This window comes from Streptomyces sp. NPDC003943 (genome assembly GCF_053605265.1).
The window spans coordinates 1-12,644 of the sequence record NZ_JBSGIW010000036.1 but is presented as its reverse complement, the minus strand read 5'-3'; the positions used below and the strand labels follow the sequence as shown (position 1 = coordinate 12,644).

The 12,644-nt window shown below is 74.2% G+C and carries 15 protein-coding genes; 5 read left to right on the top strand and 10 right to left on the bottom strand.

What is annotated here, in order from left to right; genetic code table 11:
- Window positions 1–2 precede the first annotated feature (2 nt).
- Both ACWEV0_RS17030 and ACWEV0_RS17025 read right to left on the bottom strand, forming a co-directional pair.
- The gene (locus ACWEV0_RS17030; protein ID WP_453150082.1) at window positions 3–941 is read right to left on the bottom strand and encodes a class I SAM-dependent methyltransferase; all 939 of its coding nucleotides are present in this window, start codon (window positions 939–941) and stop codon (window positions 3–5) included.
- A 170-nt stretch (window positions 942–1,111) separates the two neighbouring features.
- A complete protein-coding gene (locus ACWEV0_RS17025; RefSeq protein ID WP_453150081.1) occupies window positions 1,112–2,086 on the bottom strand; it encodes a helix-turn-helix transcriptional regulator in 975 nt (324 codons plus the stop codon).
- Window positions 2,087–2,125: 39 nt separating this feature from the next.
- On the opposite strand from ACWEV0_RS17025, the gene ACWEV0_RS17020 reads away from it, so the two are divergent.
- Both ACWEV0_RS17020 and ACWEV0_RS17015 read left to right on the top strand, forming a co-directional pair.
- A complete protein-coding gene (locus ACWEV0_RS17020) occupies window positions 2,126–2,617 on the top strand; it encodes a hypothetical protein (RefSeq protein WP_453150080.1) in 492 nt (163 codons plus the stop codon).
- Complete coding sequence (locus ACWEV0_RS17015) at window positions 2,614–3,072, top strand: hypothetical protein (protein WP_453150079.1); 459 nt, start codon at window positions 2,614–2,616, stop codon at window positions 3,070–3,072. Before ACWEV0_RS17020 ends, ACWEV0_RS17015 begins: the two co-directional genes overlap by 4 nt.
- Here the strand turns inward: ACWEV0_RS17015 and ACWEV0_RS17010 are convergent.
- Window positions 3,059–3,820, bottom strand: coding sequence for a class I SAM-dependent methyltransferase (locus ACWEV0_RS17010; RefSeq protein ID WP_453150078.1), 762 nt, complete (start codon window positions 3,818–3,820; stop codon window positions 3,059–3,061). The genes ACWEV0_RS17015 and ACWEV0_RS17010 overlap by 14 nt on opposite strands.
- Before the next feature lie 23 nt (window positions 3,821–3,843).
- The gene (locus tag ACWEV0_RS17005) at window positions 3,844–4,146 is read right to left on the bottom strand and encodes a 4a-hydroxytetrahydrobiopterin dehydratase (RefSeq protein ID WP_453150077.1); all 303 of its coding nucleotides are present in this window, start codon (window positions 4,144–4,146) and stop codon (window positions 3,844–3,846) included.
- 121 nt (window positions 4,147–4,267) lie between these two features.
- On the opposite strand from ACWEV0_RS17005, the gene ACWEV0_RS17000 reads away from it, so the two are divergent.
- Window positions 4,268–5,086: a helix-turn-helix domain-containing protein gene (locus tag ACWEV0_RS17000; RefSeq protein ID WP_453150076.1), complete on the top strand. Its 819-nt coding sequence runs from the start codon at window positions 4,268–4,270 to the stop codon at window positions 5,084–5,086.
- Here the strand turns inward: ACWEV0_RS17000 and ACWEV0_RS16995 are convergent.
- Window positions 5,076–5,495, bottom strand: coding sequence for a hypothetical protein (locus tag ACWEV0_RS16995; RefSeq protein WP_453150075.1), 420 nt, complete (start codon window positions 5,493–5,495; stop codon window positions 5,076–5,078). The genes ACWEV0_RS17000 and ACWEV0_RS16995 overlap by 11 nt on opposite strands.
- Before the next feature lie 263 nt (window positions 5,496–5,758).
- On the opposite strand from ACWEV0_RS16995, the gene ACWEV0_RS16990 reads away from it, so the two are divergent.
- Window positions 5,759–6,934, top strand: coding sequence for a low temperature requirement protein A (locus ACWEV0_RS16990; protein ID WP_453150074.1), 1,176 nt, complete (start codon window positions 5,759–5,761; stop codon window positions 6,932–6,934).
- A 143-nt stretch (window positions 6,935–7,077) separates the two neighbouring features.
- Here the strand turns inward: ACWEV0_RS16990 and ACWEV0_RS16985 are convergent, their stop codons facing one another.
- The 5 genes from ACWEV0_RS16985 to ACWEV0_RS16965 form a co-directional block, all read right to left on the bottom strand.
- Window positions 7,078–7,254 carry a hypothetical protein gene (locus ACWEV0_RS16985; RefSeq protein ID WP_453150073.1) on the bottom strand — a complete coding sequence of 59 codons (177 nt, stop codon included), beginning with the start codon at window positions 7,252–7,254 and terminating at the stop codon, window positions 7,078–7,080.
- A gap of 54 nt (window positions 7,255–7,308) precedes the next feature.
- Window positions 7,309–7,629: a hypothetical protein gene (locus tag ACWEV0_RS16980; RefSeq protein ID WP_453150072.1), complete on the bottom strand. Its 321-nt coding sequence runs from the start codon at window positions 7,627–7,629 to the stop codon at window positions 7,309–7,311.
- Window positions 7,630–7,697: 68 nt separating this feature from the next.
- Complete coding sequence (locus tag ACWEV0_RS16975; protein WP_453150071.1) at window positions 7,698–9,158, bottom strand: amino acid permease; 1,461 nt, start codon at window positions 9,156–9,158, stop codon at window positions 7,698–7,700.
- A gap of 66 nt (window positions 9,159–9,224) precedes the next feature.
- Window positions 9,225–11,414 carry a phage holin family protein gene (locus ACWEV0_RS16970; protein WP_453150137.1) on the bottom strand — a complete coding sequence of 730 codons (2,190 nt, stop codon included), beginning with the start codon at window positions 11,412–11,414 and terminating at the stop codon, window positions 9,225–9,227.
- A 115-nt stretch (window positions 11,415–11,529) separates the two neighbouring features.
- Window positions 11,530–11,934: a serine integrase family protein gene (locus ACWEV0_RS16965; RefSeq protein ID WP_403789644.1), complete on the bottom strand. Its 405-nt coding sequence runs from the start codon at window positions 11,932–11,934 to the stop codon at window positions 11,530–11,532.
- A gap of 173 nt (window positions 11,935–12,107) precedes the next feature.
- Between ACWEV0_RS16965 and ACWEV0_RS16960 the strand changes: the two genes are divergently transcribed.
- Window positions 12,108–12,644: MBL fold metallo-hydrolase (locus tag ACWEV0_RS16960; RefSeq protein ID WP_453150070.1), on the top strand; the 537-nt coding region annotated here is incomplete at its 3' end.

Here is a 12,644-nt window from a genome sequence, read left to right as displayed (position 1 = left end):
CCCTAGCCGGCCCGTCGCGCCGTGTGGACCGTACGGGCCGTCAGCAGGAAGACGTCCGGGCGGCGGTGCAGGGAGAGCGGGTCGGCCGGGTCGAGCAGCCGGTCGAGGGCGGCGCGGTCGTCGTCCGCCACGCGCTCGGCCAGGCCCTCCCGCAGACGCGTGTAGTGGGCGACGACCTGGGCGCGCACGGCGTCCGGCAGCGGCGCGGGCACGTCGGCGAGGAAGCTGCGGGTGCCGCTGGGCGTCAGTCCGGCGGCGGTGAGCAGGGCGGCCCAGTCGTCGATCTCCTCCTTGCTGTCGGGCAGCGCGGCCCGCATCTCGCCGAACCAGTCGGCGTGCGCGGCGTCGATCCGCGCCTCCAGGCCGGGGCGGCCGACGCCCGCGTTCCACGGCAGGTGGCGGGCGGGCAGGCCGCCCTCGGCGAGGGCGATGACGCCGCCGGGGTTCAGCACCTCGGCGAAGGAGACGAGGGCCGCCCGCTGGTCGCCGAGGTGGTGCAGGGAGTGGCTGGCCCAGATCAGGTCGGCGGTGCCGAGTGTGCCGAAGTCCCCGGGGAGTTCGGCGCGCAGGGTGGCGACCCGGCCGCCGAGTCCGCGGGCGTCGGCACGCTCGCGGGCGAGGGCGAGGAGTTCCGGAGTGGCGTCGACGGCGACCACCTCGGCCTCGGGGAACGCCTCGGCGAGCAGCGCGGTGACGACACCGGGGCCGCTGCCGACGTCGAGGACCCGGCGGACCGCGCCGGCCGGGGCGAGGGAGGCGAGCCAGGCGGCGGCCTCCGTGTAGAGGGGGCTCTGGGTCTCGGCCTGCTGGGTGAGCAGCGGGGCCAGCTCGGCCCAGTCGAGGTCGGTGTGGTCGTGGCCCTGGCCGGGGCCGTGTCCGTGGCCCTGCTGGTGGCCCTGTCCGTGCTTGTGCCCGTCGTGGGCCCCGTGGTGTGCGCTCATGGGGACAGCGTGCGCCGCCCGTGCCGGGAACGCGAGGAAACTTGCCGTTCCGGCAAACACACCGGCCGGCCGTCCCGTCTCCACAGCCGGGCCCGCGGTGCTCCCGCGGGCTGATCCGTGCACCCGGCGCGAGCCGCGCGGCTGATCCGGCTACGGGGCCCCGGGTTCGGTCAGGAGTAGCGGGCGGCCAGGGTCCGCACGGTGGCGGCGATCCGTTCGCGCAGGTCCCCGGGTGCGAGGACCTCCACCTCCGTGCCGAGCGCGAGCAGGCTGTCATGGGCGTGTTCGGGGCCCTCGACGGGCAGGGTGCACCGGGTCCAGCCGTCGGGCTCCGGGGTGCCGTTCTCGGCGAGCGCGCGAGCGGCGGCGCCGGTGAGGCGTGCCGCGCCGCGCGGGGAGATCCGGACGACGGCCTCGCCCCGGTGGAGCCGGGCGTGGAAGTCGGCCTGGCTGTCCCGCCAGTGCGCGGCCAGGTCGAAGTCCTCGGGGACGACGGCCGGTTCGTCGGTGACGGTGAGGTCGAGGATCTGGTCGACCCGGTAGGTGCGCGGCCCCGACGCGCTCCCCGGCCCCGTCCCGGGCCTGGCGACCAGGTACCAGCGGCCGGCCTTGAGCACCAGGCCGTACGGGGCGAGCCGCCGGTCGACGTCGGTGGGCTCCTTCCAGCGCCGGTAGCGCACGGCGAGCACCTGCCCGGCGCGGACGGCGTCGGCGAGCTGGGGCAGGAACGGCGTCTCGCTCTCCTCCTCGTACCAGCCTGGCGCGTCGATGTGGAAGCGGGTGCGCAGCCGGTCCACGTGCTCGCGCAACGGCGCCGGCAGGGCGGCCCGCAGCTTCAGCTGGGCGTCGGCGAAGTGCCCACCGAGACCGAGCGCCTGGGCGGCGACCGGCAGTCCGGCGAGCACGAGCGCCTCGGCCTCTCCCGTGCACAGGTCGGTGAGCAGCGAGCGGCGGCCGGCGAGCAGCTGGTAGCCGCCGCGGTGCCCGGCGTCCCCGTACAGCGGCACTCCGGCGGTGTGCAGCGCCTCCACGTCCCGGTAGACGGTGCGGACGGAGACCTCCAGCTCCGCGGCGAGCTGGGCGGCGGTCATCCGGCCCCGGATCTGGAGCAGCATCAGGATCGTCAGAAGACGGCTGGACTTCACTGACACAAGATGTCAGTGAAGGCTTCCTACAGTCCAGGCATGGCTTTCCAGGAGAAGAACCTCATCGTCCTGCCGCCCGTCGAGATCGCCGGCAGGCACGTCAAGCGCTACCACGTCCCGGCTCTCGGCTCGTCGGAGATCGAGCCCGAGGTGGAGAAGGCGGCATACGCCGTGCTGCCCGAGCTGTTCCCGGAGCCGGACGGCACCCCGCCGGCGAGCTTCGTGGTGCTGCACCGGGGCGGCGACACCGGAGCGTACCTGAACGTCTACAGCTGGACCTGGGACAACGTGCTGCACTTCGCGGGCGCCGCCGCGGGCCAACCGGCCCTGGACTGCCCGGACCTGGATCCGACCCACTTCGTCCGCAGCGACCCCGCGGTCCGCAACTGGATCGGCTGCGTGTGGGAGTTGGGCCCGCTCGGGCACGAACGGGACGCCTGGGTACGGCACCTGCTGGCACCGGAGACGCCCGACCTGGCCGGCTACCTCGGCGACGCCCTGACCACCGGCACGACGGGGGCGGGCGCGTGAGCGGAGGCGGCTTCGACTTCCTCGACGGCGCGTGGGCCGTGCGCAACCGCCGGCTCGCCGACTTCCTCGATCCGGACAGCGGCTGGGAGGTTTTCGACGGACACACCACCGGGCGCCTGTTCCGGGACGGGCGGGCGCACGTCGACGAGATCGTCTTCCCGGCGAAGGGCTTCAGCGGTCTGACCCTGCGCCTGTACGAGCCCGAGACCGACGAGTGGACGCTCAACTGGTCCAACAGCCGCACCGGGCGCCTGGAGCCGCCGGTGCGCGGGCAGTTCGGCGCGGACGGCACGGGCGAGTTCTTCGGCGACGACCTCTACGAGGGGCAGCCGGTGCGGGTGCGGTTCCGGTGGTCGGGGATCAGCGCGGAGACGGCCCGCTGGGAGCAGGCGTTCGCGCCGGCAGGGAGCGAGGAGTGGGTGGTGAACTGGGTTATGGAGTTCAGCCGCGCCTGACGTAGCAGGCGAGCCGGTATTCGGGGTCGGCGCGGGGGCGGTCCTGGTCCGGGAGGCCGGCGAGGGCGGCGCACAGCGCGTCGACGTCGTCCGGGGTGCCACGGAACCAGGAGGCGTAGTAGCCGCCGCGCAGCTTCTCGGCGGTGCGGCGCGGGGTGGTTCCCTGGCCGTGGCCGGTGAAGGTGGTGCCGGACGCCGGTCCCGGCACGGGGGCGAGGCCGTGGGCGGCGGCGTACGCGGTGACGCGGTCGGCGCGGTCCGAGCCCGCGTCGGGCGCGCGGTGCGGGCGGAGCACGGCGTCGATGTCGCTGCCGACGTCGTGGGCGGCGTCCTTGTCGACGGTGGTGACGAACACGCCGCCGGGGCGCAGCACCCGGGCCGCCTCGGCGACGATCTCCGCCGCGAAGGGCACGAGGTGGAGCAGCCAGACGGCGCTGACGGCGTCGAGCGCCCCGTCCGGCAGCGGCAGCCTGCGGGCGTCGGCGCGCACCGCACGGCCGGGGAGGCGCCCCGTGGCGGTGCGCAGCATCGCGTGGGCGGCGTCGGCGCCGTACACGGCGAGTCCGGGCCGGGCGAGGCGCTCGGTGACGAGGCCGGTGCCGCAGGCGAGGTCGAGCAGGGTGCGGGTGCCGGGCGGCAGCAGCCGCAGCACGGCGTCGGCCGCGGCGGCGGCCCGCGGCACCCCGCCGCGGGTCTCGTCGTAGTGCGCGGCCTCGGCCTCGTAGTCGAGAATGGTTGTTTCCCCCATGCGGGGATCGTACGTCGGGCCGGTCAGCTCGCGCCGTGGCCTGGCGCCACCGCCTCGATGCGCTCGGCGAGTTCGAAGTCCTTCTCGGTGACCCCGCCGGCCGTGTGGGTGTTCACGGACACGGAGACCGTGTTGTAACCGAGCGTCAGATCGCTGTGGTGGTCGAGCTCCTGCTGGATCTGGGCGACGTGCACGACGAGCGCGGTCGCGGCGAAGTGGTCGGCGAGCTCGTAGCGCCGGGTGATCCGGTCGCCGTCGAGGGACCAGCCGGGGAGCTCCCGCAGGCGGTCCTCGATCTCCTTCTGCGACAGGGGCTGAGTGGGCACGTGTGCTCCCTCCGTGAGGTGCGCCGACAGGCGCGCTGGGCGTTGCGGGGCGTGCTGGACGGTGTCGGAGCGGTCCCCGGGGAGAACGTACCCGGGTCCCCCTCTGGGATACCGTCTGTCCATGACGACTGTCGCGACCGACACGGGTGTGGGCCCCCTGCTGCGCGGCTGGCGGGAGCAGCGCCGGCTCAGCCAGTTGGAGCTGGCGCTGCGCGCGGACTCCTCCGCACGGCACATCTCCTTCATCGAGACCGGCCGCTCGCGGCCGAGCGAGGAGATGATCCTCAAGCTGGCCGAGCACCTGGACGTGCCGGTGCGGGACCGCAACGCCCTTCTCCTGGCAGCCGGTTACGCCCCGCGCTACTCCGAGTCGCCGCTCGACGCCCCGCAGCTGGAGACGCTGCGCGAGGGCATCGAGCAGCTGCTGCAGGGCTACGAGCCGTATCCGGCGCTCGTCGTGGACGGCTCGTACACGGTGGTGGCCGCCAACCGGGGCATCCAGCTGCTGCTCGCGGGCCTGCCGGAGCACCTGCTGACGCCGCCGCTGAACGCCATGCGGATAACCCTGCATCCGGAGGGTCTCGCGCCGCGCATCCGGAACCTGCGCGAGTGGCGCGGGCATCTGCTCGCCCAGATGGAGCGTCAGATCGGGCTGGCCCGTTCGGAGGCGCTGCGCGCGCTGTACGAGGAGGTGGCGGCTTATCCGCTGCCGGAGGGGACCACGGACCCGGACGACCGGGAGGACCCGGAGCCGTACCCGTACTTCGCGCTGCCGCTGCGGATCGAGCACGACGGGCACGTGCTGTCGTTCGTGTCGTCGATCTCGACGTTCAACACGCCGATGGACGTGACGGTCGCCGAGCTGGCCATCGAGACGATGCTCCCGGCCGACCCGGCGACGGTCGCGTACCTGCAGTCGCTCGCTCAGGTCACCGAGTAGTCGCCGCCCGCAGCGCGGACCACTGGAGCCCGGCGAAGCCGGCGACGGTGACCGCCTGGAGGAGCGTCCACACGGTGCCGGCCGTGGTGGGCGCCAGCCAGTCGACGAGCGCGACGACGCTGAGCAGCGCCCACAGCAGGTTGGCGTCGACGACGACCTTGACGCCCAGGGCCGGCGGCTGCGGGCGGCTCGCGAGCCAGGCCACGCCGGCCGCGAACGCGGTGAGGAAGACGCCCAGTTCGAGCAGGAGTCCGCGGTCGACGCCGAGGAGTTCGCCGAGCGGGCCGGAGGCGGCGAGGTAGGCGAGGCCGTTGCCGCCGGTGACGACGGCGTCGAGGGCGAGGAAGCGGCGCACCATGGACCGCGGCTGGGTGGTGCGGGAGAGACCGGCGAGCAGGGCCTGGGACATGGCGGATCACCCTCCTGGGAGGCGCTGTGGTGACGGGTTCGGGGCCGGGGCCCGGACGGAGTGCGCCGCCCGGGACCCGGTGTTCATGAGCATGCCGGGGGGCTGCCGCACCGGTCGATTACGTTGGAGGTAATGGCCGGGCCCGGGCGGCCCGGGCGGCGGTAGGGTTCGCGCCTGGCCGGCCGGATCACCCCGGCTCCGGTACACAGTCGCATTCAGGGGGAATCACCGTGGCGGGCAAGGCAAGATCGCATCGGTCGCACATGGTCGCGACGGAGGAGAAACACAAGGTCACCCCGGCCGAGCTGTTCTTCGACCTCGTCTTCGTGTACGCGATCACGCAGGTCACGGCGCTGATGGCGAGCTCGCCGTCGCCGGTGCGGGTGGTCGGCGGCATGACGGTGCTCGCGCTGCTGTGGTGGTGCTGGTGCTGCTTCTCCTGGCTGGGCAACGTGGTGCGGGCCGACTCGGGCGGACTGCTGACGGTGCTCGTCACGGTGATGGCCGTGGTGTTCGTGGTGTCGCTCGCGGTGCCCGAGGTCTTCGCGGACGCGACGGGCGGACTGCCGGCGCCGCTGGTGTTCGTGTTCAGCTACGGCGCCGTACGGGTGCTGCACCTCGTCTCGTACTGGATCTCCAGCCCCGGCGACACGGCCCTGCACCGCACCCTGCGGCGGACGGCGCTGCTGTCCGTGGCGCCGCCGTTCGCGCTGCTGCTCCTGGGCTGCACGTACCAGGGGACGCCCCGGCTGCTGCTGTGGCTCGGCGCGGTCGTCATCGACTACGGCGGGATCTACGTGACCGGCTCGTCCGGCTGGCGCATCAACGCCCCCGGTCACTTCTCCGAGCGCTACGGCCTGATCGTGATCATCGCGCTCGGCGAGTCGATCGTGGCCATGGGAGTGGGCATGGCCGGTTTCCCGCTGACCGTGGCGGTGCTCGGGGCGTGCACGGCGGGGCTGCTGCTGTCGGCCGGACTGTGGGCGCTGTACTTCCGGCGGTTCGGGGAGCCCGCCGAGCACCGGCTCGCGGCCCTGGACGGCGACGCGCGGACCCGGTTCGGCCGGGACGTGTACACCTACCTCCACCTGCCGCTCGTCGCGGGCGTGGTGCTGGTCGCCCTCGGCATGAAGAAGGTGCTCACGCAGGTCGCGGACACCGCCGACTACGGGCTCGCCGAGCCGCTGCACGGCACGGTGGCCTGGTCGCTGACGGGCGGCGTCGGGGTGTTCCTGCTGGGCGCGGCGGCGATCGTGCTGCGCTCGTCGGGACCGCGGCCGACCGCGCTGCTCGTGGCCGGGGTGGGCTGTCTGTTCGCCGGGCCGCTGGTCGCCCGCGTCCCGGCGCTCCTCGCGCTCGGGCTGCTCGCGCTGGCGGTGCTCGGTCTCGTCGTGTTGCACGGCCGCCGGATGCGTACGGCCGCCGTGGCCGGCACCTGACGGCCTGACGCTGAGGGCCTGACGCTGACGGCTGACGGCTGACGGCTGACGGCTGACGGCTGACGGGAAAGTCGCCAGGAGCCGGTCCCGGAGCCGCGGGCGGGCGCGAGGACACCCGCCGGGTCCGGGCCGGGTCCGTCCGATCAGTGTGTGCGGCCGTCCGGTTCGGTGCCGGTGGACCGTGCCGAGGTGACGGTTTCGGTCGTGCGCTTCGGTTCCGGTTCCGTACGGGTCTCCGTACGCGTCTCCGTACGGCGGTCCTGGCGCGCGGCCTCCGCGCGCAGCAGGGCGTTGAGCACGGCGAAGGGGTCAACGGGCATGGCGAAGCTCCTTGCGGTGGAGGGGTGAAGGGGGTGCTGGGAGGCCGGGGCCTCTCAGCACCGCATCACCGTCGACCGGGGAGCTGCGGCTCGCGGGCCGTGCGGGGACGCCACGGGAAGGGGTACGGGAGACGTGCCGGGCGTCGCGCTGCCGGTCCGCCGGGGCGGCGCGGGACGCCGTACCCCTCGTACGGGGGCGGCCGCCTCGTGCTGTTCGGCGGCGTCGTGGGTCTCCGCGCCCGGGTCGGCGGCCGCGCCGACGCCGCGCGTCTCGGCCTCGGCGGGCGTGGTCACCGCGCCGGCGCCGGTGCCCGCGCCGAGCAGCGCGGCGAGCACGAGCAGCACCGCGAGCGCGCACCGGACGAGGGGCCTCACGGTGATCCGTACTGCCCCGCGCGACGGCCGGGCCTACCTCGCCGGCCCGGTTTTCACCCCATCCGGGGTCACCCCTCCGGGATCTCCTGGATCTCCTGGATCTCCTGGATCGCCGGGGTCTCGGCGGTCTCGGGCGTCTCCCCCGTCTCCGCCGCCCGGCCCGCGCGGGCCTTGCGGGCGGCCATCACCGCGTACACGAGGACGCCGACGAAGAGGAAGAGCACGCCCTGGTAGACGGCCGCGTAGCCGGATCCCGCGACCAGCCACAGCGAGAAGCCGAAGGCGGCGAGGGCGAGGACGCCGTCGCGGGTGAGGCGGGCGCGGGAGACCTTCTCGCGCTGGCCGGAGAGCAGGAAGTAGATCTGCGCGGCCGTGGAGAGCAGGTAGGGCACGGTGGCGGTGAAGGTGGTGACGAGGACCAGGATCTCGAAGACGCCCTTGGTGCCGGCCGTGTAGTTGTAGACCGTCAGGAGCGAGGCGAGGACGACGGTGACGACGACGCCGACCGTGGGGACGCCGCGCCGCTTCACGGTGAAGACCTTCGGGAACAGGCCGTCGCGGGCGGCCGCGTAGGGCGCCTGGGCGCTGAGCAGGGTCCAGCCGTTGAGTGCGCCGAGGATGCTGACCATGGCCATGCAGGCGACGGCGGCGCCGCCCCAGGAGCCGCCGAACATGATGTTCGTGGCGTCGGAGAACGGCGCGGTGGAGTGGACCAGCTTGTCGTGGGCGACGGTGCCGAAGACGGAGAGCGTGCCGAGCAGGTAGACGGCGGCGGCGCCGAGGGTGCCGAGGACGGTGGCGCGGCCGACGTTGCGGCGCGGGTCGCGGACCTCGCCGGCGCTGACGGCGGCGGACTCGACGCCCAGGTAGCTGAAGAGCAGGATCGCGGCGGAGGCGGAGACCGCGCCGAGCGCGCTGCCGCCGCTCGCCTGGAACGGGCCGAGATTGGCCGGATCGAAGAAGAAGAACCCGCCGACGGCGACCAGGAGCAGCGGCACGAACTTCAGCACGGTCGCGACGACCTGCACCGCGCCCACGTACCGGGTGCCGGCCAGGTTGGCGAGGCCGGGCAGCCACTGGAAGGCGAGCGCGGCGGCGATGGTGGCGAGCTTGGACTCGTGGACGGGCACGATCACGTCGAGGTAGCCGACGGCGGCGACTGCGAGGGCCGCGTTGGAGACCCAGGCCGTGATCCAGTACGACCAGGCCGCCAGGAAGCCGGCGAAGTCGCCGAAGGCGGCGCGGGCGTAGACGTAGGGGCCGCCGGTCTGCGGGAGCCGGCGGGCGAGCCGGCCGAAGACGAGCGCGAGGGCGATCGCGCCGAGGGTGAGCACGCCGAAGGCGACCAGGCTGATGGTGCCGAAGGGGGCGACGGAGGCGGGGAGCAGGAAGATGCCGCCGCCGATGATGTTGCCCATGACCAGGGCGGTCGCGACGGGGAGCCCGAAGCGGCGGGCGTGCTTGCCGGCCTGTGGGTCCTTCTCCCGGGTGGGGGTCTCGGTGGGGGGTGCGGTCGTGGCCGTGCTCATGGGGGGTGGTGCGCCTCTCGTCGTACAAACGCCACCATGGTCCGGATGGCGGGACGACGTTCCAAATCACCCGTTTTTGTCCCGCACGGCGGGCCCATCCGCCGGAAGAAATGCTTCCGCATCCTCGCTCGACGGGGAAATCTCCAGCGGCACCTGGGGACCCTGACTCTCCCGCAGCCAGCCCCGCAGCACCTGGTGCACCTGCTCCGCGCCCACCAGATCCGCCGGCGGCGGCGTCAGCTCGCGCGGCCAGAGCAGGAACGGCTGCGTCTGCTCGCCGCCCAGGCCGCCGTGCGAGCCGATCTGCTCCTCGAAGGCGTGCACCGTGCCCGCCTCGGGGTCGTACATCGAGTTGACCATGATGTCCGCGACGTGCGGGAAACCGTCGGTGCGCCGCACCGCGTCCGCCGCGCCCGGGCCGAAGCCGGCGAGCGGTCCCTCGTCGTCGGCGAGGCGCGAAAGCGGCACCTCGACCAGACCACTGCCGTCGCGGGCCAGTACCACCGAGCCGTGCGCCTCGCTCGCCACCAGCAGGAAACCGATCCCCGGGTGCTGGGCGAGGGTGCGGAGCAGCGCCGGGTGGAGCCGGTCGATCTCCTCGCGGGTCATCCGGTGGGGCACGCCGGGGAAGGAGACCAGGCCGAGGTTGCCGGAGGCGAGGACGACCGGTGCGGGCGCCCGGGCCGCGGCCACCGCCGCCGCCTCCTGCCCTTCCGCGCCGGCCTCGTCCGCCTCGTCGACGGGCCGGTGCAGGGCGCTGCGCAGCGCGTCGCGGGCCGCGTCCCGGGCCTCCGAGCCGCCCCCGGACTCCGCCCGCGGCTGCCCCCAGCGCGTGCGGCGCACCCGACGCGACACGGGCAGCCCGCAGCCGGCCCGGACGAGGTCCTTCAGCGTCAGCCCGTACGCGGCCTCGAAGGTCTCCCCCGGGCTCTGCCCGTGGTCGGAGAGGAGCACGATCCGGTACGGGCGGGGCGCGTGCTCGGCGACCTTGGCGATCAGCGCGAGCGCCCGGTCGAGCCGGGTCAGGACCTGGTCGGTGTCACGGCCGCGCGGCCCGGAGTGGTGGGCGACCTCGTCGTAGGCGACCAGGTCGGCGTAGACGGCGGTGCGCCCGGCGAGCATGTCGCCCATCACGGCCGCGACCACGACGTCCCGCTCGACGACGGTGGCGAAGGCCCGTACGAAGGGGTAGAGCCCACCGCGCGAGACCCGCGGCGACTCGCGGCGCAGCCGGGCGCGGACCGCCTGGCCCATCTCCCGGACGGCCTCGGCGACGAAGGAGCCGGCGGTGCGGACGGCGTTGGCGGCGTCGGAGAAGTACGCGAAGTAGCCGGCGCGCGAGCGGTTGCGGCGGCCCCGGCGGGCGGCCATCGACAGGACGAGCGCGAGCTGGTCGGCGCCGCCGCTGAAGAGGTTGCCGCGGGAGGCGCCGTCGTAGGTGAGCAGCCCACCGTCGCCGGTGCGCCCGACGGCGCGGCGCTGGAGCTCGACGGCGCTCGCGGGCCGGTTGGAGACCATGAGCCGGCCGGTGTCCTTCTCGTACCAGCGGAAGGCGGGCACGTCCTCGTTGGAGCCGTGCAGGATGCCGAGCTGGCTGGCGCCGGTCTGGCTGGACCAGTCGGTGCGCCACGGGGTGAGGGTGTGGCTGCCGGCGAGCCAGTCGGCGACCGTGGGCATCCGGCCGGCGGCGACGGCGTCGGTGAGCACCCGGTGGCCGACGCCGTCGAGTTGGACGAAGACGGTGCCGGGCACGGTCTCGGCGCCCTCGCCGGCGATCCGGGGGCGTTTGCGGTCGGTGAGCCGGTAGAGCCGGCGCCGGTAGGCCTCGTCGTCGCGGACGGCGAGCGCGGTGGAGGTCGCCGAGGCGACGGCGGACATCACGGCGGCGACCACGACGGCGGTCTCGGGGGTGGCGGCGCCGCCCCCTTCGGGGACCAGACGGAGCGCGAGGAGCAGCAGCGAGCCGTTGAGGAAGAACGCCAACAGGCCGAGCAACAGGGCCGGTACGAGCAGCAGGGCGCGCACGATCAGCGGCCAGACGAGCGCGGAGAGCAGACCGAAGGCGCCGGCGCCCCAGGCGGCGGTGAGCGCGATCCGGGTGACGCTGTCACCGTCGGCGGACTGCAGCTGGAAGTCGGGCAGCAGTCCGGCGAGGACGAGCATCGTGAGGGTGGACACCGCCCACACCGTGACGACCCGCAGCAGGGCGCTGCCCGCGCTCCGCCACCGGCCGGGACCCCCGCGCCGCTCACCCACGCCGCTCACCCACGCCGCTCACCCACGCCCGGTTCGCCTTTCGCCCGTTTCCTGCCTCAAGCGTGGCACAACGGGCGGGGACTTCCGGCGTCATGGCGGCAGCCGGCGGCGGTCCTCAGGAGCCGTCGTACCCGGCGGTGGGCATCGACAACCTGCGGTGCACCCCCGCCTTCATCGGCGCGTCGTACGCGGGTTCGTCGAAGCCCGCGGTCTCCAGGCGCACCCCGCGCCGCGCGCACTCGTCGAAGAAGCGCGGCACGTCCGTCAACGCGCGGGCGAGCACCCGCTCGTTCGGCGCGACGAAGAGGTTCACGGCACCCTCGTCGACGTCCGACCACAGTGCCTCGTGGTCGGGCCTGATGCCGTAGCAGAACAGCTTTCTCGTCACGGTGTAGCCCTTGTCGCCGGCCCAGCGGTCGCACATGGCGTGCTGGGTGCGGGTGTCGACCAGAAAGGGGTCGTCGTCGAGCTCTTCGAGCGGGGTGAGGCTGGCGATCGCCGCCACCCGAACGTCGTCCATGGACCGACCCTACTGCGTTACCGACCCCCCGAGGAGGGGTCCGGTATACCAACTGGGGTCGGTCCGGTGAAGACCGGCCACACCGGCGGCCCCGGACATTTACCCTCGTTACGGAAGGGTCCTGGCCGGGAAGCCCCGGCCGGGGCCGGCGGGCGGCGACGGGAGAGGGTGGCGTGCCGGTGGAGGTCACCTGGTGGGGTCATGCCACGTGCACGGTCGAGGACTCCGGGGTCCGCTTCCTCACCGACCCGCTCTTCGCGCGCCGCCTCGCCCATCTGCGCCGCCGGCGCGGCGCGCCGCCCCCGCCCGAGGCCGCCCGCGCGGAGGCCGTGCTCGTCTCCCATCTGCACGCCGACCACCTGCATCTGCCCTCCCTGGCCCGGCTCGCCCCGGGCACCCGGCTGATCGTGCCGGGCGGCGCCCCGCGTGCCGTGCCGGCGCTGCGCCGGCTGCTGCGCGAGCGGGGCCTGCGGATGACCGAGATCGTGCCGGGCGAGCAGGTGACCGTCGAGGGCGTGACCGTACGGGCCGTGCCCGCGCGGCACGACGGGCGGCGGCTCCCGGTCGGCCCGCACCGCTCGCCCGCGCTCGGGTACGTGGTGGAGGGCGAGGCCCGCACCTCCTGCTCGACCTGCAGCCCAGCCAGCCCGCCTATCTCACCGACAACACATGGGACGTCCTCGCCCACAACGAGGCCATGGCCGAGTGGT